The 22,575-nt window shown below is 64.1% G+C and carries 22 protein-coding genes; 12 read left to right on the top strand and 10 right to left on the bottom strand.

Annotation, left to right across the window (positions count from 1 at the left end; translation table 11 throughout):
* Positions 1-170: 170 nt before the first annotated feature.
* Positions 171-662, bottom strand: a complete 492-nt coding sequence (locus AC0L2J_RS21230; protein ID WP_473248204.1) for a hypothetical protein — start codon at positions 660-662, stop codon at positions 171-173.
* Positions 663-945: 283 nt separating this feature from the next.
* Between AC0L2J_RS21230 and AC0L2J_RS21225 the strand changes: the two genes are divergently transcribed.
* The 5 genes from AC0L2J_RS21225 to AC0L2J_RS21205 all read left to right on the top strand — a co-directional run bounded on the left by AC0L2J_RS21225 (position 946) and on the right by AC0L2J_RS21205 (position 8,854).
* Entirely contained in the window at positions 946-4,002 is a 3,057-nt protein-coding gene (locus AC0L2J_RS21225) for an ATP-binding protein (protein ID WP_473393876.1), read from the top strand.
* A gap of 311 nt (positions 4,003-4,313) precedes the next feature.
* Entirely contained in the window at positions 4,314-5,531 is a 1,218-nt protein-coding gene (locus tag AC0L2J_RS21220) for an OpgC domain-containing protein (RefSeq protein ID WP_007605241.1), read from the top strand.
* Between the two features lie 41 nt (positions 5,532-5,572).
* Positions 5,573-6,061 carry a DUF2059 domain-containing protein gene (locus tag AC0L2J_RS21215; protein WP_473393870.1) on the top strand — a complete coding sequence of 163 codons (489 nt, stop codon included), beginning with the start codon at positions 5,573-5,575 and terminating at the stop codon, positions 6,059-6,061.
* A gap of 155 nt (positions 6,062-6,216) precedes the next feature.
* Positions 6,217-7,830: an acyl-CoA synthetase gene (locus AC0L2J_RS21210; RefSeq protein WP_473393866.1), complete on the top strand. Its 1,614-nt coding sequence runs from the start codon at positions 6,217-6,219 to the stop codon at positions 7,828-7,830.
* Between the two features lie 16 nt (positions 7,831-7,846).
* Complete coding sequence (locus AC0L2J_RS21205; RefSeq protein ID WP_473393862.1) at positions 7,847-8,854, top strand: zinc-dependent alcohol dehydrogenase family protein; 1,008 nt, start codon at positions 7,847-7,849, stop codon at positions 8,852-8,854.
* A 95-nt stretch (positions 8,855-8,949) separates the two neighbouring features.
* Here AC0L2J_RS21205 and AC0L2J_RS21200 read toward each other — a convergent pair whose 3' ends face one another.
* Positions 8,950-10,152, bottom strand: coding sequence for an MFS transporter (locus tag AC0L2J_RS21200; protein ID WP_473393858.1), 1,203 nt, complete (start codon positions 10,150-10,152; stop codon positions 8,950-8,952).
* 191 nt (positions 10,153-10,343) lie between these two features.
* Between AC0L2J_RS21200 and AC0L2J_RS21195 the strand changes: the two genes are divergently transcribed.
* From AC0L2J_RS21195 to AC0L2J_RS21185, 3 genes are all read left to right on the top strand, one after another.
* Positions 10,344-11,147, top strand: coding sequence for an MBL fold metallo-hydrolase (locus AC0L2J_RS21195; RefSeq protein WP_473393854.1), 804 nt, complete (start codon positions 10,344-10,346; stop codon positions 11,145-11,147).
* A gap of 155 nt (positions 11,148-11,302) precedes the next feature.
* Positions 11,303-12,319 (top strand): alpha/beta fold hydrolase, encoded by a 1,017-nt coding sequence (locus AC0L2J_RS21190; RefSeq protein WP_473393850.1) that lies wholly within the window; start codon positions 11,303-11,305, stop codon positions 12,317-12,319.
* Positions 12,320-12,334: 15 nt separating this feature from the next.
* A complete protein-coding gene (locus AC0L2J_RS21185) occupies positions 12,335-13,282 on the top strand; it encodes a fatty acid desaturase (RefSeq protein ID WP_473393847.1) in 948 nt (315 codons plus the stop codon).
* 57 nt (positions 13,283-13,339) lie between these two features.
* Here the strand turns inward: AC0L2J_RS21185 and AC0L2J_RS21180 are convergent, their stop codons facing one another.
* Both AC0L2J_RS21180 and AC0L2J_RS21175 read right to left on the bottom strand, forming a co-directional pair.
* Entirely contained in the window at positions 13,340-13,573 is a 234-nt protein-coding gene (locus AC0L2J_RS21180) for a hypothetical protein (protein WP_007605255.1), read from the bottom strand.
* Positions 13,574-13,672: 99 nt separating this feature from the next.
* Positions 13,673-14,692, bottom strand: a complete 1,020-nt coding sequence (locus AC0L2J_RS21175; RefSeq protein WP_473393842.1) for a helix-turn-helix transcriptional regulator — start codon at positions 14,690-14,692, stop codon at positions 13,673-13,675.
* A gap of 83 nt (positions 14,693-14,775) precedes the next feature.
* On the opposite strand from AC0L2J_RS21175, the gene AC0L2J_RS21170 reads away from it, so the two are divergent.
* Positions 14,776-15,420, top strand: coding sequence for a glutathione S-transferase family protein (locus AC0L2J_RS21170; protein ID WP_473393838.1), 645 nt, complete (start codon positions 14,776-14,778; stop codon positions 15,418-15,420).
* A gap of 181 nt (positions 15,421-15,601) precedes the next feature.
* Here the strand turns inward: AC0L2J_RS21170 and AC0L2J_RS21165 are convergent, their stop codons facing one another.
* The 4 genes from AC0L2J_RS21165 to AC0L2J_RS21150 form a co-directional block, all read right to left on the bottom strand.
* Entirely contained in the window at positions 15,602-16,387 is a 786-nt protein-coding gene (locus AC0L2J_RS21165) for an enoyl-CoA hydratase/isomerase family protein (RefSeq protein WP_473248215.1), read from the bottom strand.
* Positions 16,388-16,417: 30 nt separating this feature from the next.
* Positions 16,418-17,527 carry a cyclic nucleotide-gated ion channel gene (locus tag AC0L2J_RS21160; RefSeq protein ID WP_063994634.1) on the bottom strand — a complete coding sequence of 370 codons (1,110 nt, stop codon included), beginning with the start codon at positions 17,525-17,527 and terminating at the stop codon, positions 16,418-16,420.
* A 113-nt stretch (positions 17,528-17,640) separates the two neighbouring features.
* The gene (locus AC0L2J_RS21155) at positions 17,641-17,859 is read right to left on the bottom strand and encodes a hypothetical protein (RefSeq protein ID WP_007605264.1); all 219 of its coding nucleotides are present in this window, start codon (positions 17,857-17,859) and stop codon (positions 17,641-17,643) included.
* Positions 17,860-18,125: 266 nt separating this feature from the next.
* Complete coding sequence (locus AC0L2J_RS21150) at positions 18,126-19,571, bottom strand: TAXI family TRAP transporter solute-binding subunit (RefSeq protein WP_473393835.1); 1,446 nt, start codon at positions 19,569-19,571, stop codon at positions 18,126-18,128.
* 399 nt (positions 19,572-19,970) lie between these two features.
* Here AC0L2J_RS21150 and AC0L2J_RS21145 point away from each other — a divergent pair, with 399 nt between their 5' ends.
* Positions 19,971-20,318: a DUF3307 domain-containing protein gene (locus AC0L2J_RS21145; RefSeq protein ID WP_018458457.1), complete on the top strand. Its 348-nt coding sequence runs from the start codon at positions 19,971-19,973 to the stop codon at positions 20,316-20,318.
* A 276-nt stretch (positions 20,319-20,594) separates the two neighbouring features.
* Positions 20,595-20,993, top strand: a complete 399-nt coding sequence (locus AC0L2J_RS21140) for a hypothetical protein (RefSeq protein WP_007599645.1) — start codon at positions 20,595-20,597, stop codon at positions 20,991-20,993.
* 73 nt (positions 20,994-21,066) lie between these two features.
* Here the strand turns inward: AC0L2J_RS21140 and AC0L2J_RS21135 are convergent, their stop codons facing one another.
* Together AC0L2J_RS21135 and AC0L2J_RS21130 are read right to left on the bottom strand one after the other, a co-directional pair.
* On the bottom strand, positions 21,067-21,396 hold the full coding sequence (locus tag AC0L2J_RS21135) for a YkgJ family cysteine cluster protein (protein ID WP_063994637.1): 330 nt from the start codon (positions 21,394-21,396) through the stop codon (positions 21,067-21,069).
* A 13-nt stretch (positions 21,397-21,409) separates the two neighbouring features.
* Entirely contained in the window at positions 21,410-22,108 is a 699-nt protein-coding gene (locus AC0L2J_RS21130; RefSeq protein ID WP_007599649.1) for a helix-turn-helix transcriptional regulator, read from the bottom strand.
* 112 nt (positions 22,109-22,220) lie between these two features.
* Here AC0L2J_RS21130 and AC0L2J_RS21125 point away from each other — a divergent pair, with 112 nt between their 5' ends.
* The gene (locus AC0L2J_RS21125; RefSeq protein WP_473393831.1) at positions 22,221-22,541 is read left to right on the top strand and encodes a hypothetical protein; all 321 of its coding nucleotides are present in this window, start codon (positions 22,221-22,223) and stop codon (positions 22,539-22,541) included.
* Positions 22,542-22,575: the final 34 nt, after the last annotated feature.

Below are 22,575 nucleotides of genomic sequence, written 5' to 3'. Positions count from 1 at the left end.
GGCCGCTCCTGTCATGGTTCAGGAGGCAGCGAATCATTTTCGTACGACAAGCCCGTGACGGAAGATGGGACAGGAACGGCACCTCGCGGACGCGCCGGAGGTTCTAACCCGCGCGCTTGTAGCCCGCGGGCGGAGACGATCTTCCGAACGAAGCAGAATGTATCTTCAGCTCAGGATCTGTGCGGGCAGACCATCGTCAAATTGAGCAGCGTCGGCTTGTCCGAGCCCTTCTTGTAGTCCCACTCCAGCCGGATCTCGTGCCGGTGCGCGAAAGCGTCGCTGGCTTCGTGGGTGATGATCTTCGTCTTCATCGGGATCGGCGGCTCGGAGTTGAAGCATTTCCGGACGCAGGCATCGAGCAGATCGCATCGCGTCAGGGGAATGACGCCCGGCTCATCCCTGGACAGGGGAACTGTGTTCGGCTGGGTGCTGAGGTCGAGACGGGCCCGACCCTTCTCCTTGTGCCAGTACTTGGCGCTTTCCTGCGGCCAGCTCGACGCCGGCGTCAGAATCAGGTGGTACTGGCCATACTCCAGGGTCGGCAGATCGATGTCGTCCGACGCTTTGAGCTTCGCCACGCTCTTTTTCATGTTCGCCAGCGGGTAGTAATTGCTGTTCATCAAGTCTCTGAACTGCTTGCCGTTGTAAGTCCTCGAGCCCATCGCCTTTTCCCTCAATATGTCCGTGGCCTTGCCAAAATACATGCAGCTCCGCGGCGCCGGTCAGTTTGGCCAAACCTCGCGCCGCCGAACATATGACCCATCTTTGCTGGGATTTAGTTACGCTACCACTCAGGACTGTGTTTCGTCCAGATCGCCAACCGCGCCATGCCCCGCTCATGGTGAAGGCTGAGCCCGATTGCTAAGCGGTTCTCGATAGGTATTCTTATCGAGAGGTGCTTGCGGTTCTGGTCGACAGAATGACCGCGGCCTTTGAGGCGCAGGAATGAATTGCTTCACGTGTCAGTCTGCGATCGGTCCGGACGATAGCTGGTGCTCCAAATGCGGGGCGGCGGTCCGCCAGCGCGTCGATCCCGACAGCGAACGAAGGTTTGTGACGATTCTGCGCGCCGACGTCGTCGACTCCACGGGTCTTGTTGCCGAGCTGGAGCCGGAGGCGGCGGTATCGCGCCTCGAACCGGCTCTTGCGGCGATGAGAGGCGCGGTGCGCCAGTTCGGCGGCATCGTCAGCAAGGAGTTGGGTGACGGGTTGGCCGCCGTCTTCGGCGCCCCGATCGCCGACGACAACCACGCCCCCCTGGCCTGCCACGCGGCCATCGAGCTGGTTCGGCGCGTTGGCAGTCTGGGCGATCCAGGACTTCAAGTCCGGGTCGGCATCCACTCGGGTCATGTGGTGGCCTACATGGTCGCGAGCGAATTTTCCAAGGTCTACGAGATCGGCGGCGCCGCCCAGCACCTGGCGGCGCGGCTGGAGGCAGCGGCCGAGGCGAACCAGATCTACGTGTCCGAAGCCTGTCAGAAGCTTGCGGACGGACATGTCCGCTTTGATTTTCTTGGCCGCAAGACTCTGCGCGGCTTTAACGAAGCTCTGCCGGTCTATCGGATCATTGGAGCAAGCGATCTTTCGAGCTGGCGGGTGCGACGCGCTCGTAGCGTCTCCCGGTTTGTCGACCGGACGACGGAGCGGGCGCTGCTATGGCGCGCTGCGGAGAAGGTTGTCACCAGCGGGCAGACGGTTCTGCTGATGGGGGATGCGGGCATTGGAAAGTCGCGGCTTGCGCACGAATTTGCGCAGGACCTCAGGGCTGACGGCTGGCGGTTGCTCGACGTCGAGTGCAGCCCAAATCTTCAGGGCGCGCCATTTAGCACCCTGAAGCGACTGGTGCTTTCCCTCCTGGAGGCAGTCTCCAAGGACTCAGATCGCCTGGCAGACCCTCGAAAGGTATTGTCGGCGGTCCATCAGTTTGCAATCGACGCGGTGCTGGATTTGCCTATTTCCGATCCGCGTTGGAGCGAATTGGAGCCCTACGCGCGGGGGCGGGCGATTTCGGAGGCCAGCTGCGCAATCCTGGAAGGCGTGGCCCGTCACAGCGGCACCGTTCTTCTCATCGAGGATCTGCACTGGGTTGATCGAGCCAGCGACACAGTTATTGCCGCCATAGCGTCGCTACAGGTGCCGAATCTGTTTGTTTTCCTCACGAGCAGGCCGAACGGAATGCCGGAATGGATCGCGCGTTGTCGTGCAGAAGTGATCGCGATGCGGTCATTGGATGATGAATCTGGAATGGCCATGTTGGCCGACATGCTCGGCACGTCCGTGACAAATGCAGGCTTGAAGGACCGGATCATCTCTCACACGGCCAACGTTCCGCTGTTTATCGAGGAGGTCTGCCGTGGTCTGAAGGATAACGGCACACTTCGCGGCCAGTGGGGTGATCTGGCCCTGGTGCGTCCGATAGAAGAGCTAGGTATCCCCACAAGTATCCAAGGTGTGATTGCGGCGCGGCTCGATCGGGTGTCGAGGCAGGAGCGCCTGGTTTTGCAGGTCGCTGCCGCATTGGGGCCGCGATCCAGCGAAGCCGTCGTGCGGAAAGTCTCCGAGTTGCCCGAAGACGCCCTGCGGGACTGCCTTGCAGCGCTCGATCGGGCCGAGCTGCTGGTCAAGATCGACAGCGACATCGCGGACTCGCTTGAGTTTCGACACGAGATGGTTCGCCAGGTGACCTACGAGACGATGGTCGAAAAGGTCCGCGAGAGCGTACATGCGCGGGTTCTCGCGGCATTCGAGAACGACGACATATCGAGAGATGATCCTGACGCCCTCTGCTACCACGCAATGCGTGCCAAGGACTGGCCCAAGGCGTTCAACTATGGGAGAATCGCCGCACAGAAGTGTCTTTTGCGCTCGGCATATGCAGACGCGGTCGACTACTTCCGGACAGCGATGAGTTCACTCGATAAGACGCCAATAACCAGTTCGAGAGAGACGAATGCCATTGATCTCCGGATGGAGGCGCGCATGGCGTTCATCTGGTCCGGCCGGGTTGCCGAGTGGATCGATCTGGGAAAGGAAGCCGACCAACGGGCCAGCGAGATCAATGATGTCGGCAGAAGGGTTGCCGCCAAGACGGTCATGGCGGGTGGGCAGAACTTCTATGGGACACCTACGGAGGCCGTTACGCTTGGCGAGGAGGTCGTTGGTCTTGCCGAAGAGTCCGGCAATCCCGGTTGGCGCAACCTTGCGCAATACAATCTCGGGCAGGCCTATTTTCTTGCCGGGCGCTATCGCGAGGCGGAGCGGACTATCGCACGAGCCCGTGCCCATCTGATGGGCCCGGACGCGAGTGCGCCGTTCGGCACGCCCCCGAAATACACCCTCCTGCTCTGCTGCATGATGAAAAGCTTCACCCACACCGTGATGGGTGAGTTCGAGGCCGCCGAGCAGCTCCAGCAACAGGCCGCCGCGATCGCGGAGGAGACCGGCCGCCCCTACGACCGCGTCGCCGCTGCCTATAGCGGCGGCTGGCTGAAGCTCGGCCGCGGCGAGCCGGCGGCGGCCGCCGGCATTCTCGAGGACGGTTTTGTCCTGGCGCAGAAGCACGGCATCCGGCTGTTCGTGCCGGTGCTCGCCTGCCATCTCGGCATGGCCTATCTGGAGCAGGGGCTGTTCGACCGGGCGCGCGGCATGCTGACGGAGGCGCGCGAGGAGGCCAAGGCGGTCGGCTATACCTCGGCGGTGCTGCGCAGCTCGATCTACCTGGCGCTCGCCACCCACCGTCTCGGCGACGTCCAGGCCGCGCAGAACATGCTGCGCGAAGCGCGCAACACTGCGCGGCAACAGGGGTTCTCCGGCCTGGAGGCGGAGGCCCTGTTCGGCGAGGCCGTGGTGACGCCGCCGTCGGATGCGCAGGCCAAGGCGGCCATCCTCGCCGCCCTGCGCGCGACCATCGCGATCGCCGCCGAGAGCGGCGCGCTGCCGCTGCGGCACAAGGCCGAGGCGATGCTCAACGAGATGCAGGCGACGGGTGACGAGCTAAGCTGACGGCGGCGGCGGCCGGGCCGCCGTCGCTGCCGAAATCTGCCCGACGCGTCAAATAAATTCAGCAGGCGCCGCAAGGAGTTAGCTACTGTGCATGGGGTTGTTTTTGCCCTTTTATCTTGAAGGGCCCTTCATGGTGCAGCGCGGAGGACGGCACGCTTGTGCGGCGCTCCGATGACTATGCTCTTGCACGCGCAGCAAGGTCGGCTACCGTCAGCCCTGGCCACACGGCCAGGCGACTTTTGATTTCAATTTTTTAGCATCCGATTTTTCGGCGCCGCGACGGCGCGACGCCCACCGAACGAGGCGGGGCCATGATCATACGGGACCAGTCGGCGCTGCTCGCTCCGGTCGAGCGCGACCTGCGGCTCGATCTCTTCCGCGGCATCGGTCTGTGGATGATCTTCCTCGACCACATCCCGCACGACGTCGTGGCCTGGCTGACCTTGCGCAATTACGGCTTCAGCGATGCCGCCGAATTCTTCGTCTTCATCTCCGGTTATCTGGTCGGCTGGATCTACGGGCCGATCGTCGCGGGCGGCTGGTTTGTCGCCGCGCTGAAGCGGCTGTGGCGGCGCGCGGCCGAGATGTATGTCGCCCACATCATGCTGTTCCTGCTGTTCACGGCGCAGATCGCCCGCACCGTGCGCCGCTTCGACAATCCCATGTACGAGCACGAGTTCAACGTTCACAATTTCCTCGAGCATCCGGACGTTCTGATCGGGCAGGCGCTCTCACTGCGCTACAAGCCGGTCAATCTCGACGTGCTGCCGCTTTACATCACGCTGGTGTTCGCTGCGCCCTTCATCGTGTGGTGCCTGGTGCGCCGGCCGAACCTGACGCTCGCCGCGTCCGTGGTGCTCTACGTGCTGTCGCGCTGGTTCAACTGGAACATCGCCTCCTATCCGCCCGGCACGACCTGGTACTTCAACCCGTTCTGCTGGCAGCTGATGTTCGTGTTCGCGGCCTGGTGCGGCATCGGCCAGATCGAGAAGATCGCGAGATGGGTGTGGTCGAAGGCGGCGCTGACGCTGGCCGCGGCCTGGCTCGCCTTCGCGCTGCTGATCGTGATGACCTGGCACGTCCCCGCGCTCGAAGCCCTGATCCCGAAATGGATGATCAAGGCGATCTACCCGATCGACAAGACCGACCTCGACATGCTGCGCTTCACGCATTTTCTGGCGCTGGCGATCTGGGTGACGCATCTCATCTCGCGCAAATGGCGGACCCTGCACGGGGCCTGGCTGCGCCCCGTGATCCTCTGCGGTCAGCATTCGCTGCCGATCTTCTGCCTCGGCGTCTTCCTGTCGTTCTCGGCGCACTGGATCCTGACGCAATACACCAGGGGCGTCTGGGAGCAGCTCGCGGTCTCCGCCGTCGGCATCGTCATCATGATAGCAGCCGCCTGGCTGCTCGACCGGGCCGAACGGGTGCCGAACCTGTTCGTGAAGGTGACGGAGGTCGAGGAGGCCGACACCGCCCTGGAAAGCGCGCCTGCGGACAGGTCTGCCGTGGCGCCCGCGGGTCATTGAGTACCGCCCGCATTTCGTCGAGAGGTCCAACGGAGAGGTTTATGTCCAGACTTGTGTTGACGATCGCCGGCACCCTCCTGCTCCTGATCTCGGGTGCATCGGCGCAAGCACCCTCGCCGGAGGCGATGAGCGCGGCGCGCAAGCTCGTGGTCACCTTGAAGATCGGGGATCAGTATCGCGCGCTGCTGCCGCAACTCCTGCTCAAGCTGAGGCCCGTGGTCGCGCAGGACAGGCCGGAGATCGAGCGCGACTATGACGCGGTGACGGCACCCGGCTCCGAGATCTACACCCCGGCCCTCACCTCGATGGTCGACCAGGTCGCCGCCCTCTATGCCCAGAGCTTCAGCATCGACGAGCTGCGCCAGATCGAGGCCTTCTATGCCCAGCCGGCCGGGAAGAAGCTTCTGGAGAAGTCGGATGCGCTGGCACAGGCAAGCGCGCAGATCGGCCAGGACGTCAGCCAGAAGACGGCCGACGAGCTGAAGCTGCGCCTCATCGAGGCGCTGCGCAAGAAAGGGCACAAGCTCTGAGCTCAACTCTTGCGTAACGGCGCCGCGCTCCCTGATTTGACGCGGCCGTTCGCGCCGACTACGCTTTTGCAAAGACAAGAAACGCGTGAATGCCGTGGCCTGATTCTGTGCTCGGGGCGGCCCTCACGCCAAGAGAAAAATTCTGGGAAGCGGAAATGACCGGCGACATCGCAGCCACCATCTCGAAGGCCCGCGAGCATTCCATCGGCGACCTCCTGCGCCGCGCAGGCAGCCGCGATCCGGGCAAGCTCGCGGTGAGCTGCGGCAATGTCAGCTGGACCTTTGCCGAGATGGACGCGATCTGCAATCGGCTCGGCCGCGGCCTGCTTGGCCTCGGCGTGAAAAAGGGTGACCGCCTCGCCGTGCTCTCGCGTAATTCGCACGCCTTTGCGGCACTCCGGTTCGCGTTGGCCCGGATCGGCGCGGTGCTGGTGCCGATCAACTTCATGCTCAATCCGGACGAGATCAATTTCATCCTGAAAAGCTCCGGCGCAAAGCTGCTCGCGGCCGGCCCTGATTTCGTCGAGCCCGCGCGCGCGGCCAGCGCCAGGGATTGCGCGGTCGAGAAGATGATCTGGCTGCCGGGTGAGGATCCCGCCGCGGCGCCCGCGGGCCTCACCACCTTCGACGATCTCCTCGACGCCAACGACTCGTACCTCGATGCGTCCGTCGACAGCCGCGATCTCGCGCAGATCGTCTACACCAGCGGCACGGAGTCGCTGCCCAAAGGCGCGATGCTGACCCATGAAGCGGTGATGTGGCAGTATGTCAGCTGCATCATCGACGGCGGCATGAGCGTGGACGACAAATTCCTGCACGCGCTTCCGCTCTATCATTGCGCGCAGCTCGACGTGTTCCTGGGGCCGCAAATCTATCTCGGCGCCTCCGGCGTGATCACGGGCAAGCCGGCGGCCGACAACATTCTGTCATTGATCCAGACGCACAACATCACGTCGTTCTTCGCGCCGCCGACAATCTGGATCGCGATGCTGCGCTCGCCCAATTTCGACAAGACGGACTTGTCGACCTTGCAGAAGGGCTATTACGGCGCCTCGATCATGCCGGTGGAGGTGCTGCTCGAGCTTCAGCGCCGCCTGCCCAGCGTGAAATTCTGGAATTTCTACGGCCAGACCGAGATCGCGCCGCTCGCGACCGTGCTGGGACCTGCGGACCAGCTGCGCAAGGCCGGCTCGGCGGGCAAGCCCGTGCTCAATGTCGAGACCCGCGTCGTCAACAGCTCGATGGAGGATGTGAAGGTCGGCGAAGTGGGCGAGATCGTGCACCGCTCGCCGCATCTGCTCTCCGGCTATTACAACGATCCGGTCAAGACGGCGGCGGCGTTCTCCGGCGGCTGGTTTCACTCCGGCGATCTCGCCACCGTCGATGACGAGGGCCACATCACCGTGGTCGATCGCGTCAAGGACATGATCAAGACCGGTGGCGAGAACGTCGCGAGCCGCGAGGTCGAGGAGATGGTCTACCGCATCCCCGCCGTGTCCGAGGTTGCGGTGGTAGGCCTGCCCGATCCGCGCTGGATCGAGGCGGTGACTGCGATTGTCGTGGTCAAGAGCGGCGAGAAGCTCGACGAGGAGTTCGTCATCAAGCATTGCGCCGGCCAGATGGCGCATTTCAAGGTGCCCAAGCGCGTCATCTTCGTCGATGCCTTGCCCAAGAACCCGAGCGGCAAGCTGCTCAAGCGCGAGCTGCGCCAGCGCTTTGTCGGCGGCGAAACGCTCGACAAGGCGATCCAGAAGAATTTTGGCACGTGAAGCGGAGCGCCCGACCATGAAAGTCTGGCAAATCGCGCGGGACTGGTCGATCGAGGGAATGGAGCTCGCCGATCTACCCGAGCCCAAGCCCGGTCCGGGGCAGGTCGCGGTGCGCATGCGGGCGGCATCGCTGAATTATCGCGACCTGCTCACGGTGCAGGGCAAGGGTGGCGTCACCAGATTGCCGCTGATCCCGTTCTCCGATGGCGCCGGCGAGGTGATCGCCGCCGGCGACGGCGTTTCCCGCGTAGCAGTCGGGGACCGCGTCTGCTCGATGTTCTTCCAATCGTGGATCGACGGAGCGGTTTCAGCCGCGAGCCGGCGCTACGCGCTCGGTGGCACACGTCCGGGTGTGTTGCAGGAAGTCATGTTGCTGGACGCGGAGGGTGTCAGCCGCATTCCGTCGCATCTCTCTTTCCAGGAAGCGGCGACGCTGCCTTGCGCCGGGCTAACCGCCTGGCGCGCGCTGTTCGAGGAAGCCAAGGTGAAGCCCGGCGACACCGTTCTGGTGCAGGGTACCGGCGGTGTGTCGATCTTCGCATTGCAATTTGCCAAACTTGCGGGCGGGAGCGTGATCGTAACGTCATCGAGTGACGAGAAGCTCGAACGCGCTCGTGCGCTCGGCGCCGATCACACGATCAACTATCGCTCGGTTCCTGAGTGGGCCAAGGCCGCGGCAGAGTGGACCGGCGGCGGCGTCGACCACGTCGTCGAGGTCGGCGGCAAGGATACGTTCTCGCAGTCACTCGAGGCGGCGCGGATCGGCGGTACCATTCTGGTGATTGGCGTGCTCTCCGGCTTCTCGCAGCAGATCGCGATTCCAAGCCTGTTCTCCAAGAACTTGCACGTCGTCGGCCTCTCTGTCGGCAGCCGCCGTATGTTCGAGGGTATGACGGCAGCGATCAGCCGCAATGGCATGAAGCCGGTGATCGACCGCAGTTTTGCCTTCGATGCCGTGCCCGACGCGTTGCGGTTGATGCAGCAAGGCGGCCATTTCGGCAAGATCGTGGTGGAGTTTGGTTGAGCGGAATTCGGCGAGAGCTGTAGCGCGCAACTCGCCCTACAGCCTGGATTGCTTCGTCGCTTCGCTCCTCGCAATGACGGCTGAGAAGGCTGACCTCAATACTTCTTTACAGCCGCGCCGAACGCGAACCACAGCGCCATGGACGCGAGGCCAAAACCGCCGAGCAGCAGGAAAGTCGGGCCGTAGCCGATCCATTGCGCGATCCAGCCGCCAAGCGCGGGACTGAGGCTCGCGCCGACGCCCTGCACGGTGATCACGGCACCCTGGCCGAGATTGATGCGGCCGGTGCCGTTGAGCGAGCGCGCGACCATGCCGGGGACGGCAACCGTCTGGAGTCCCGTGCCGATGCCGTCGAGCACCTGCATCGGCACAACGCCCCACCATCCCGTGACGAAGAAGGCGAGCACGCCACGGATGGGCAGGAACATGAAGGAGACGAGGATCACAGGCCAGTAGTTGCGCTTGCTCGCCGCCTTCATTGCGATCAGCGATGTGATGATCATCACGCCTTGCGCGATCACCACGGTGGTCGCGACGAAGCTCGGGCCGTTGGCCTGGCCTTCGGCGACCGCCGCCAGGCCATAGAGTGGAACGATGGCGGCATTGCCGAGATGGAATAGTGCGAGCGCCAGTGCCAGCACCAGCAGCGCGCGGTGCTTGAGCAGCATCGTGAACGCGTCCGGCGCGCTGTCGGGATCGTCCTCCTTGCTGCCGCGCGCGGCGCGGTCGTCGATCGCCTTGGCCGGGATCATCATCACGCAGGCGATCGCGATGGCGCCGAACACCGCCGCCAGCACGAACACGGAGACATAGCCGAACTTGTAACCGAGATAGCCCGACAGCGCGGCGCCGACCATGTTGCCGGCGTGGTTGAACGCCTGGTTGCGGCCGTTGAGCGCGTTGAAGCCCTTCTGCTTGGCGATGCCGAGCGTGATGCCTGTAACCGCCGGCACGATCGCGGCGCTCGCCAGGGATTGTGCGACCTGCGAGAACGTCACCGCCCAGAAATTCTGCGAGATCAGGATGATCGCGGACGCGAGCACCACGCAAATGCCGGGAATGACGACCCACATGCGCTTGTTGCGGCTGGCGTCAATGAAGCCACCGATCGGCGTCGTGATCAGCATGCCCGCGACATTGCCGATCGTCATCGCGGTACCGATCAACCCGCTCGCCCAGCCGCGCTCCTGGAGAAATACGCCGACGAAGGGGCCGATGCCCGACTGCATGTCGGCCATGAAGAAGTTGAGAGCGAACAGGGGCCAGATACGAGACGAGGAGGGGGACCGCGATGTCATCGATACCAAAACGTGGTCTCAGCCGGGAAACGGCGGATGGGACAGTATCCTTTCAGCCAATCGTTCTGGCGCGGACGAGAGTTTAACGAGCGCTGCTCGGGTTGGTTCCAACCCTTACCCGGGCGGCGGGCCTTGCGGTCATGGCCAGCGAGTCCCTATTGAAGTTGGATCGTCTCTGTTGGGAGTACGGCATGCCTCTCTGGACCTGCGAAACCTGCGGCGCGCAATTCCCGGATGGCGAAAATCCGCCAACGTCCTGTCAAATTTGCGAGGACGAACGGCAATACGTCGGCTGGAAGGGGCAGACTTTCCTTACGCGCGAGGCGCTCTCGGAACGTCACCGCATGGTCTGGCGCGACGATCTCGGCCTGACCGGCATCGCACTCGAGCCAAGCTTTGCCATCGGCCAACGCGCGCTGCTGGTGCCGCTCGCGGATGGCTGCTTGATGTGGGACTGCGTCCCGCTGGCGACACCCGAGGCGATCGCGCATGTGCGATCACGCGGCGGGCTGAAGGCGATCGCGATCTCGCATCCGCATTACTATGGCGCGCTCGCCGACTGGAGCGAGGCGTTTGGCGAGGTGCCAGTCTATTTGCACGCCGATGATCGCCAATGGGTGACGCGTCCGCATGCGTCGATCGTGCACTGGACCGGCGAAAGCCATCGCATCTCCGACGATGTGCTGCTGCTGCGCACCGGCGGTCATTTCGCCGGCGCCACCATGCTGCACCATGCGAGTGGTGCGGAGGGCAGGGGCGGGCTGCTCACCGGCGATATCGCGCAGGTGACGATGGATCGCCGCTTCGTCAGCTTCATGTACTCCTATCCGAACTACACGCCGCTCAATGCCGCCGCGGTGCGACGGATCGCGGCTGCCGTCGAGCCGCTGGCCTTCGACCGCATCTACGGCGCCTGGTGGGGTCGCAACATCGCCGCAGGCGCCAAGGCCGCATTCGCTGCCTCTGTCGCGCGCTATCTGGCAGCCATCTCCTGAGCCGCCTCGCGACCGGATCTATCTTGCCGATCCGCAATAAATGGACTATAAGTACAGTTATTGAGCGTGACGCAGACGATGCGTCTGCGGGACCGGCATGATCGATGCATCGCTGTTTCCGCGGCGCGCTTGCCGCGTGAGCGGGAGTTCGGTCCATGACGGCAGGGCGCGACTACCAGATATTCGAGGCCGGCGACGTCACGCTCCGGTCCGGGGCCGTCTTCCCTTCGCTCAAGCTCGCCTACAAGACCTACGGCACGCTCAGTCCGGACAAGGACAACGTCATTCTCTACCCGACCTCGTTCAGCGCGCAGCACACTGACACCGACTGGCTGATCAGTCCCGACGGGGTGCTCGACCCCACACGCTACTTCATCGTGATCCCGAACCTGTTCGGTAACGGCCTGTCGTCGTCGCCGTCGAATGCCGCCGCGCCATTCCCGATCCTGACCTATCACGATGCCATCGCGGTCCAGCATCGGCTGCTCGCCGAGCGGTTCGGCATCTCGAAGCTTGCCCTGGTCTATGGCTGGTCGATGGGCGGCATGCAGGCCTATCACTGGGCGGCGCTGCATCCTGAAATGGTCGAGCGGGCGGCCGTCGTCTGCGGCAGTGCCCGCTGCGCGCCCTATAATTACGTCTTCCTGGAAAGCGTGAAGGCCGCGCTGACCGCCGATCCCGCCTTCCGCGACGGTCGCTTCGTCGACAAGCCCGTCGCCGGCTATCGCGCCATGGGGCGCGTCTACGCGGGTTGGGCGATGTCGCACGGTTTCTATCGCGACGAGATCTGGCGCGAAGCGGGCTTCACCTCGCTGGACGACTATCTCGTCCGCACCTGGGACGCGGCGTTTGCCCGGCGCGACGCCAATGATCTCCTGGCTCAGATCGGGATCTGGCAGAACGGCGATATCAGTCGCTGCGCCGCATTCGGCGGCGATTTCGATCGCGCGCTCGGTGCGATCACGGCCCACATGCTGCTGATGCCCGGTGCGACCGACCGCTATTTCGACGTTCGCGACAACGAGGACGAACTCGGCCGGCTGGTCAATGCGCGCTCTGCGGTGCTGCACCCGATCCCGTCGCTGCACGGCCATCGCGCCGGCAACCCCGTCAACAATCCGCGCGATCGGGCCTTCATCAAGGCCGAGATCGCAGGGCTTCTCGGCAAGTAGGGCAGACATCCGATCATGAGCGACGCAACCGTTTCAGAATCCGGCCATCGGCTGAAGCCGCTGGCGCCGGCGATGCTGCGCGAATTGTCGATGCGGTCCAACTTCAGGGGCGCCGTGCAGAGCCTCGGCCACTACGGCTTGGTCGTACTGGTCGGCGCGCTGATCTGGAGGGTCTCTTCGACCTGGGGTGTCCTTTGGGCGTTGCCGCTGATGGCGGTGCAGGGCTATCTCGTCGCCTTCCTGTTCATGGCCGTGCACGAGACCGCGCACAAGACCGCGTTCAAAAGCCGCGGCCTCAATCTCGCCGTCGGCTATCTCTCAGGCTTCATCATCGGATTGCCTTACGAGTATTACTGCCTGTTTCACTGGGACCATCACCGCTACACCCAGGATCCGGACAAGGACCCCGAACTGATCGTCGGCGTGAAACCGAAATCCGACACGCAGCTCGCGCTCGCCTATAGCGGCGTGCTGCAGGTCGCCGGACGCCTGCGGCTGATGCTCGGCCATGCCGTCACCGGGAAGGTCGTCGTGCCCTGGATCCCCGAGAACAGGCGGCCCATCATCGTCACCGAGGCGCGCGCCTATGCCGCGCTCTATGCGTTGCTGCTCGTGCTGTCGCTATGGTTCTCGTCGCCGCTGCTGCTCTGGGTCTGGATCGTGCCGCTGATCATTGGGCAGTTCTTCCTGCGGCCCTATCTCTACGCCGAGCACACCGGCTGCGAGCGCACCCGCAGCGCATTCCAGAACACCCGCACCACCTACACCGGCGCGATCGTCAAATGGATCGCGTGGAACATGCCCTATCATGTCGAGCATCACGCTTATCCCTCGATCCCGTTCCACGCACTGCCGAAGCTGAACGGGATCGTCGACGGCGAGATCGTCCATCGTGGCCGCGGCTACGTCAGGACGACGCGCGAGACCTGGGCCTGGTTTCGCCGGCAGCGGCAGGGCAGTTAGCCAAACGCAAAGGCCCCGATCGCGGTGCGATCGGGGCTTTGTCGTGAATGCTGGATATCAGTAGATCCCGTACGCGCACACGTTCACGACGCGGACGCGCAGGCCGTGGCGGGTCTGGACGACGCGCTCCTGATAGCAATTGTTGACGCCGCTGTTGACGTAGACGCCGCCAAAGCCCCAGCTGGGACCCCAGTGATGGTGGAAGCCGTGGGCCGACGCGGCGGTGGGAGCGAGAGCGGCAATGCCGAGCGAGCCGGCGGCGATCAGACCAAGTGCAAGCTTACGAAACATCTTCATTCTCCAGAATGGCGCAAGGGCCGTTGTTGTGTCCCTGCATCTCGGTCGAGCCGAAACGCGAATGCGTTCATGCGGCGAGTAGAGAATCGTGTTTCAGGAGTGTTTCGTCGGTCGCGGCCGGTTGCGCCGCGGTCCTGTTTTCCGCGCCGCGCGATAGCGCACGGCCATCGCCCCTGTCAGTTCCGCCATCTTCTCGCGCAGATCGGCCGGCTCCAGCACTTCGGCCTCGGGACCGAGCCGCAACAATTCGGCGGCGGAATGCCATGACGTCTTGCCGGTCGGTACTCTGGCGATGCGCCAGCCGTCTGCATCAGCGGTCTCTTCAAGCTGCGTCCGCGCTTTGACGTAAGGTTGGCTCAGCGCGTCGAGCAGTTTCACGCCAAAGGGCGACAGCCGAACGATCGCGACATTGGGATGCATCTCGGCCTCGAGACGCAGCGTTGCGTCCCGCCAATAGGCGGCGAGATCGAAACCGGCGGGCCGCTCACAGCGATCGTCGAGCGCGGTGCAGTCGAGCACGCGCGCGACGCGATAGGTCCGCACGCTGCCGTCGACCAGACCTGCGAGATACCAGCTGCCACCTTTCAGCACGAGACCAAGCGGCGCGACGCGGCGCTGCTTCTCGGCGCGCCAGCTCTGGTAGCGAATCTTGATCAGTGTCCCGCGCAGGGTCGCGCCGGCGATGGTGCGCAGGTGCCTTGGTTGTTCCGCCTCGCCGAACCAGCCCGGCGCGTCGAGATGAAAACGCTCCTGCATCCGTCCGGCGTCTTCACGCAAATTGGCTGGCAGAGCGGCCATCAGCTTGTTCTGTGCCGCGATCATCGCCGCATCCAGCCCGAACGCCGCCGCCGGGCCCGGTAATCCCGTCAGAAACAGCGCTTCCGCCTCGCTTTGCGACAGACCGTTCAGCCGCACGCGATAGCCGTCGAGCAGGCGATAGCCGCCCTCCGCGCCGCGGTCGGCATAGACAGGGACGCCGGACGCCGCGAGCGCGTCGATGTCACGGTATATCGTGCGCACCGAGACTTCGCAGGCCTCGGCGAGCTCAGGCGCGGTGACCTGCCCCTTGGCCTGGAGGGTGGTGAGGATCGACAGCATCCGGCTCGCGCGCATGATCCCTTAAACCATACCTGACACAGGATGTCAGGTATGGTCCGCTACAACGCCATCGCCAGCCGGCCAGATGGAGACCTGCCATGACCGATCCGAACCGCATCACGCTATATTATTCGCCGCAAAGCCGCGCCACCGGCACGCGGGTGCTGCTGGAGGAACTGGGGGCGCCTTATGATCTTCATGTCCTCAACATGAAGGCCGGCGAGCAGCGCCAGCCGGCCTATCTCGCCATCAACCCGCTCGGCAAGGTGCCGGCGATCCGCCATAACGGGCAGCTGGTGACCGAACAGGTCGCGATCACCATCTATCTCGCCGATCTGTTTCCGCAGGCGGGGCTGACGCCTGCGCCGGACGATCCGCTGCGCGGCCCTTATCTGCGCTGGATCGCCTATTACGGCGCCTCGTTCGAGCCGGCCCTGATCGACAAGTTCATGCAGCGCGAGCCGGCGCCGATCACGCAATCGCCGTATGCCGACTATGACACCATGCTCGGCGCGCTCGAGGCGCAGCTGTCGAAGGGACCGTATCTGCTCGGCGAGCGCATGACGGCCGCGGATGTTCTCTGGGGTGTTGCGTTCAGCTGGACCATGATGTTCGGCATCGTGCCGAAGAAGGATGTGTTCGTCCGCTATGCCGAACGCATGACCTCGCGGCCGGCGTTCCAGCGGATCACTGCGGCTGACGATGAGATGGCCGCGCAGCATGCCGCGGCTGCCGGTGGGTAAGGCGCACGAGCCTCACATTCTGTGTCGTCCCGGCGAAGGCCGGGACCCATAACCACAAGGAGAAGTTTGGCGAAGACGCGTCGTTCGGGATCTATACCATCCGCAATCGCTAGACCTCGCGGTATGGGTCCCGGCCTTTGCCGGAACGACACCGACGAATAGCGGCTGCAGCTCCGCTCATTCAAAACCGCGGCGGTCGCTTTTCCGCGAACGCCTTGATGCCTTCCTTGATTTCGTCGCCGCGCATGCTGTCGCGGTGGCGCTGATCGGCGGCTTGTGCGTCCAATTCGCCGCGGGCGAATTCGTTGATGGCGCGCTTCATGCCGCGCATCGCCTGCGGCGCGTTGCCGGCGAGGATGTTGGCGAGCCTGTCGACCTCCTCGTCCAGAAATTCCATCGCCACCATGTCGGTGAGATAGCCGATCCGTAGCATCTCCGGCGCGCTGATCTTTTGCGCGGTCAGGAATAGTTTTTTTGCATTGTCCACGCCGAGCCGCGTCACATAGCGTTTGATGCCGCTGCTGTAATAGTGCAGCCCGAGCCGGGCCGCGGGCATGAACATCTCCGCGGTGTCGACGCCGATGCGGAAATCGCAGGCGAGCGCGAGGTCGGTCGAGCCGCCATAGACGCCGCCATTGAGCCGGCAGATCGTGGGTACGCCGAGATCCTCAAGCCGGTTGACGACCACCTCGAAGGCGGAGCCCGCGCTCTGCTGCTCGCTCGCGCTGACCGCGCGCTCGGCAACGGAATTGAGGTCATAGCCCGCAGAGAAGGCGCGCCCCGTGCCGGTCAGCACCAGCACGCGGATAGCAGGATCGGCCTCGACCCGGTCGAACAGTTTGACCAGCTCGCCGAGGTCCTCGGCCTGGAGCCGGTTGAGATGTTTGGGCCGGTTGAGGCGGATGGTGGCGCGTGCGCCAATGAGTTCGAGCACCGGGCCAGTGGCTGCGTCGGCTGTGTCCGACATTCTTGTCTCCATTTATTTGCTTATCGCGATTTATTTGTTCTCAAGCGTGCGCCGCTTCGCCTCGGCATCGATGGTCTCGGCGAGATCGGGATGCCGCGCCATCAGCACGCGAAAGTCGACGAGGTCGAGCACGAGAAGCCGCGACACCTTGGTGGTCGAGACATTGGCGCCGCGCAGATTGTTGCCGAGCAAGGCCATCTCGCCGAAGAAGGCGCCGTCGCCGAGCTGCACCTTCTTGCCGGGCAGGTCGACCTCGACCTCGCCAGCGGCGATGAAATACATGCAGTCGCCCTGCGTACCCTTGCGAATAATCATGGTGCGCGCCGGCAGCTCCATGGTCCGCAGCATGTGGGTGACGTCGGCGATGGCGGCCGGTCCAAGCGCCGCAAAGAACGGCACCTTGCTGACCGATTCCCAGGTCTTGAGGAAATTGTCGCGCCGGGTCTCCGCGGCAAAGCCGGTCGCCAGGATGCCGGTCCAGAGGCCGAACACGCCGAGGCCGGAGATCATCACCAGCGCGGCCACCATCCGGCCCAGCGGCGTCACCGGCACGACGTCGCCATAGCCCGTCGTCGTCAGCGTCGCGACGGCCCACCACAGCGCGGCCGGCACGCTGCCGAACGTCTGCGGCTGCACGTCCCGCTCCAGGAAATATTCGGCGACCGAGGCCAGGAAGACCACCATCAGGAAGATCACGAGCACGCTGACCAGCGGCCCCGATTCGAGCACCAGCACGCGGCGGAGCTGCCGCAGGCCGGGAATGCCCGGCACCACCTTCAGCACCCAGAGCACGCTGAGCAGCCACGCCGTCCTGGGCTCGATCCCCAGAATCAGCGCGGCCGGCACGGCCAACGCTCCGACGGCGTCGACCAGCCCGGCGGAGGAGGACATGTAGAGTGCCAGGCGCCCCTGTCGTGCCATATGGCGCAGCCGGACCACCCATTCGAACACGAAGTAGATGAGGCAGGTCCAAAGCAGGGCATCGACCCAGCGATGCGCCGTCTCATAGGCCGGGTTGACCGTCAGGAGCACCATGGCGAGCACGCCGACGGTGACGGCCACATAGGCCGCCCTGGTCATGTTGCGGCCGGCCGTGGCGGCCGCGAACTGGGCCAGAGCGGAGATCAGCGGCTTGGACATGCGGGAAGGCGGCTCGGTTTTGTCTTTGCGGTCCCCGGCTGGAACCTCGGTGCCAAAGTGCCTGCCCAGGCCGAGGCCGTCAACGACGGGCGCGTCCGCCGGACCACGCGCCGCTACTTGAAATGCGGTGGTTCGTCGTAGCCGCGACGGCTGCTGAAGAACAGCAGCACCATCAAGCCGATGCCGACAAGAACGGAAAACCCGGCCCCCAGCGCCAGCGCCACATAGCCTTCCGTCGGGATCGGCTCGCCCTCCACCGCCATCGCGGAATAAGCGAAATAGCCAACCGCTGCCAACATTCCCAGCAGGAAGATGATGAGGAGTGCACGCATGGCGCGGTCTCCGGTTGATCCGAGAACAAACGGTTGTGGACGGGGACGGTTCCCTGACTAGGGCCCCGGGTCGCTTGTGGGGGAATGACGTCTCAGCGGCGCCTGAGCGAGCGCCTCGTCCTTCGAGACGACCGCTTCGCGGCTTCCGCAGGATGAGGCTCAGCTGCAAGCATCTGCGTTCAATGCTGCCGCATACTCATCCCTCATCCTGAGGGCCCGCCGCAGGCGGGCGTCTCGAAGGATGGCCGCAGCCGAGCTTCGATAGCTCAGGCACTCTGAGCTGTCTTCACCACCACGATGTTACTTTCGTCGTGCTGGGGAGGGGCCACATCCTGTGCGGCCTTCGCGCCCTCGCCGGCATGGCGCTTGAGGTAGTCGCGGCGCATGCCGATCTCGTCGCGGACGAATTCGTAGCCGAGCTTGAACGTGTCGAGCCCGTCGGTACTGATCGTGCCGTCTCTGAGGCCGATGACGGCGCCGCGTAAAATGCCTTCCAGCTCGTCCTGGAGACATTCGAGCTGGTCCAGCGAATGCGCGTGTTCGATCCGCTCGCCGATGTCGAGGATGGCGGTGGAGAGCTCGCTGGCCTTCTCCGGCGCGATCCGGGTGATCTTGGCGTAGATCGCGGCGAAGATCGAACCGATGACGCTGAGCGCGGCAGCGCCCAGATACATCAGGTCGCTGTACTTATCCATAAACGACTTGGTGTCGTCATTGATGTAGTCGGCCGCCCCTTTGTGCGCCATCACGAAGGCGTCCTTCTCGACGGAGGCGGGCTCGATTCTGCTGGCAAAGCCGCCGTCGAGCCCGAGCGCGGACTTGTTCTCGTAGACGGTGCGCGCGAGCTCCCCGGCCGCCGTCGGCGACATCCTTGATTGGGCGACCAGCAGCCATTCGAGCCCGATCGTGTCGAGATCGTCGTCGGGAATTTCCGGTGATGCAGACAGCGTGCCCGCCGTCAGCGTCTCGCTGGAAATGCCGGGGATCTTGCGTGCCAGCGCTTTCGCCTCGTCGATCGCGTTCAGAGTGAAGCCGCCGCGCCTGGCGACCTGCTCATACGCAGTGTCCCGCACCGCCCGCGAGGCGTGGACGATGGCGACGACCGCGCCAAAACCGCTTGCCGGCGCGAACAGCTTGTCGAGCGTTGCGCCCTGCGGCGCCATCTGGATCTTCGCCGCGTCCGCACCGTCGGGAATGTCGAGGATGCCGCGGACGAAGGCGAGCGAGGATTCGTTCTCGGCGAGGACGGCGACCTTCTTCTTCTTCAGCTCGGCGAGCGACTTGATCTTCTTGTTTCCCGGCCCGAGCAGCAGCACGAGATCGTGCTCGAGGATCGCGAGCGTGCGCGCCCGCAGCGGCACCTTGGCGTCGGTGCGCAGCACCGCGAGGTCGGCCTGCTTGCGGTCGAACTGGGCGATCGCCTTGGCGTTGTCGGCGTTGTTGACGATCTTGATCCGGAAGCGCGAGGCGTTGTTCTTCAGGACGGCGGCGAGCTTGGCTGCGAACAGCGCCTCGTCGCTGTTGGGGGCGCCGACGGCAAAGGTCAGCGTTTCCGAATTGTGCACCAGCATGCGGCCGCCCCAGACGGTGGCAAGCGACAACAGCAGGGTCAGCACGACATAGAGGAAGACCTGCTGCTGGTTGGTCTTGATCACCTTGGGTCGCCGGGGCGGCGGCTCGATCGGCGATGAGGTCGGGCCCTCAGTACTCATGGCAGCACTCTGGCCTTATGCTTCCGGTGGCGGCGGCTCGCGGATGTGATCGCTGCGGTCGCCCTGTAATTCGTAAACGTCTGAAAAAAGAACGATATTCTCTACTGGCGATGATAGCGCGCAGGCCGCGGAATGCAAATTCCGAGCCGAAGGTAACCTTACTCAACTCGGCCGCGGCGATTGGCCATCCTATCACCAGTTAGCCACAGTTGGCGATTTTCCGGTTCCCCCGGCTGCATTCCGCCGCGGGAGGTGTCATAAATCGCAAGTCCCGGCGATTTGACCGGTCCAGGAAGAGATTGCGCTGAACGCTCCAATTCTTCTTGTCACGTCAACGAGGGCGCCTTGTCGTTTCCACCCCTGTCATCGGCGGTCCCGGTCGAAGCGCTCATTGGTTGGATGTTGCTGCTGACGTTCAAGCACATCATCGCCGATTTCGTCCTCCAGACCGCGTGGATGGCGCACGGCAAGGACCAGAAGCACGGCTGGGCCCTGCCGCTCCTGGTGCACTGCCTGGTTCACCTTGCGGTTGCGCTGCCGCTGATCCTGATCGTGGCGCCGAAATTCTGGTTTGTGGCGTTGATCGACTTCGTGATCCACATCACGATCGACCGCGCCAAGGGCCTCGTCTCGGCCAATTTCGGTGTCGATCTTGCGCATCCCTGGTTCTGGACCCTGATCGGTGTCGACCAGGCCCTGCACCATCTGACCGGCTTCGGCCTCTCCATTTTCATGGCGGCGAACTGAGGGACGGCGGCCCTCTGGAGTGGCTGCCGGGCCTGCATGGTTCGAGACGGCGCTTCGCGCCTCCTCACCATGAGGGGTGAGATTCTTTCAGCAGGAACAGACCTCATCCTGAGGGCCCGCCGAAGGCGGGCGTCTCAAAGGATGGCCAGAGAGAAAACCCTTTCCAGCCCATTGATTCGCGGCTCACGCGCAATGACCCCGGGTGACTACCGGGCAGCGTGGTTAACCTTTCGTTAGAGAATTGCACTGCATCTTCCCCCACGAGGGAGAACTGCAATGTTTTCAAGCCGCGATACCTTTGAAGGCGATTCGTGCCCGGTCCGCGACGAACTCCTTGGCGAGATGTACCGCGCCAGCGAGAGTGGCCTGCCGAGGCTGGTTGAAAGTGTTTCCCCTGACGCGCGCGCCAGGCTGGCGCTGTTCTGCTATCGCCGCAGCCATCTGCACTCGCTGGCGGTCGCGATCGCCGGCAGCTGTAACGAGCGCGACCTGATCGAGAATGGCGGCCGTGTCGGCTCGACGCTCTACGCGCTTGCGCGCGAAGGCGCGGCGAAATCCTCGCCGTCGCTGTCCGGTGGCCGCAAGCCGATCACGCTGTCGACCAAGCCGCTCTCGGTGCTCGCGCCGCTGGACGACGAGATCGACGACGAGATCAGCGAAGCCGTCCCGGCCTAAAGCGCGATAGATCGCGCTTTAGCTCTCTATTGGCGCATGATCTCGGCGGAAAACCGCTGCACACTTTTCCGGATCATGCGCTGGTCGCCTCGATCACCGGCAGCCCGAATTTCCGTCGCGCCATCGCGCATTCGGCATCGCCCGGCATGCAGGTGCGGCACACCTCCGGCCGCACTGCGTAGATGCCACACGCGGTCGCTTGTCCGATCTCTCCATGCAACGCTGAACAGCGATCGCCTTCGCAGCGCATGCCGGATTGACGGTCGTTGACGAGCGCTTCGGGAATCGCGGCAAGCTCCTCGTCGCTTTCGATCGAGAAGCGCGGCCAGTTTGCCGAATAGCCGCAGCAGGCGCCGCAACTCTGGCAACAGCTCGACAGGTCGATGGGGGCGTTCTCATCCATCGTCACGTGTCCTTCACGTATCCTTGGGCGGGCCCCAGACCAGGCTCTGGCGCCATTTCGCGCGCAGCACGTCGCGCCTCTCAGGATATCTCTCGTCGGGATAGCTCGCATCCACCACGCGGTCGGTGCGGAAGCTGCGGAAGTCTCCGCGCAGCTCGCACCAGGCCGCGAGCAGGCGCACGGCTTCGAGATAGCCGATCGAAATCGGCCAGATCATGCGCTCGCTGGCGCGGCCCTGCTCGTCGCGATAGCGCAGCATGATCTTCTTGCCTTCGTGGATCTGGGTGCGCGTGCGTGCCATGTCCAGGCGGTCCGGCTCCCTGTTCCAGCTCGGCCGGGCCCGGCTTGCCGGCTCCAGCACGAAGGGACGCAGGCGCTCAGGGACAGTGTCGGCGATCTTGGCCATCAAGTCTTCAGCCGCACGCGCCAGCGCGGGATCGGCATGGCCGGCGACCCATTGCGCGCCCAGCACCGCCGCCTCGATCTCGTCGGGTGTCAGCATCAAAGGCGGCAGATCAAAACCCTTTTCCAGGATGTAGCCCATGCCGGCTTCGCCGCGGATGGGCACGCGCTGGCCGATCAGCGTGGCGATGTCGCGATAGATCGTGCGTTTCGAGGTCTCGAGCTCGGCCGCGATGGCGTCCGCCGTCAGCGGCTTACGCGTGCGCCTCAGCACCTGGATGATTTGAAACAGCCGGTCGGCGCGTCTCATGACGGGTCTCTTGTCGGTGGTTTTTCAGAAGGCGGCGCGCGGCTGCTGACAGGATGTTGGCAGCAGGGGAGTTCTATACCGGGTCAACACGTCGACTGAAGAGGATTTGTCCATGATCATTCCAACTCACTTCGGCCCGGCCGCTACCCTGTGGCGGACCCAGCCTTTACGGGTCCCGCCTTTGCAAGTCCTGCGTCTGCAAGTCCTGAGTTTGCAAGTCCGAGCTTGGTACGCATGGGCGTTCGGCCGCCTCGTATCCCTTGATCTCATGGTCGTCGACCTCCGCCTTGCGCTCGCGACCGTGGTGGCTCGCTTCCTGGTCCAGGCCGCGGACGCGCTGGTCCGTCATGTCATGGCCCGCGCCTGGCGGGGAGCCCGTTTCGCAGAAGATATCACGGCTGCTGCCACCATGGTGGCAGCAGCCCGCGGCTAAGTTCCCTCAACTCTTTCGGTCGTTTCAGGAGAGC

The organism is Bradyrhizobium sp. MV1.5 (assembly GCF_055807615.1).
This window is presented reverse-complemented; position numbering and strand designations above follow the sequence as displayed.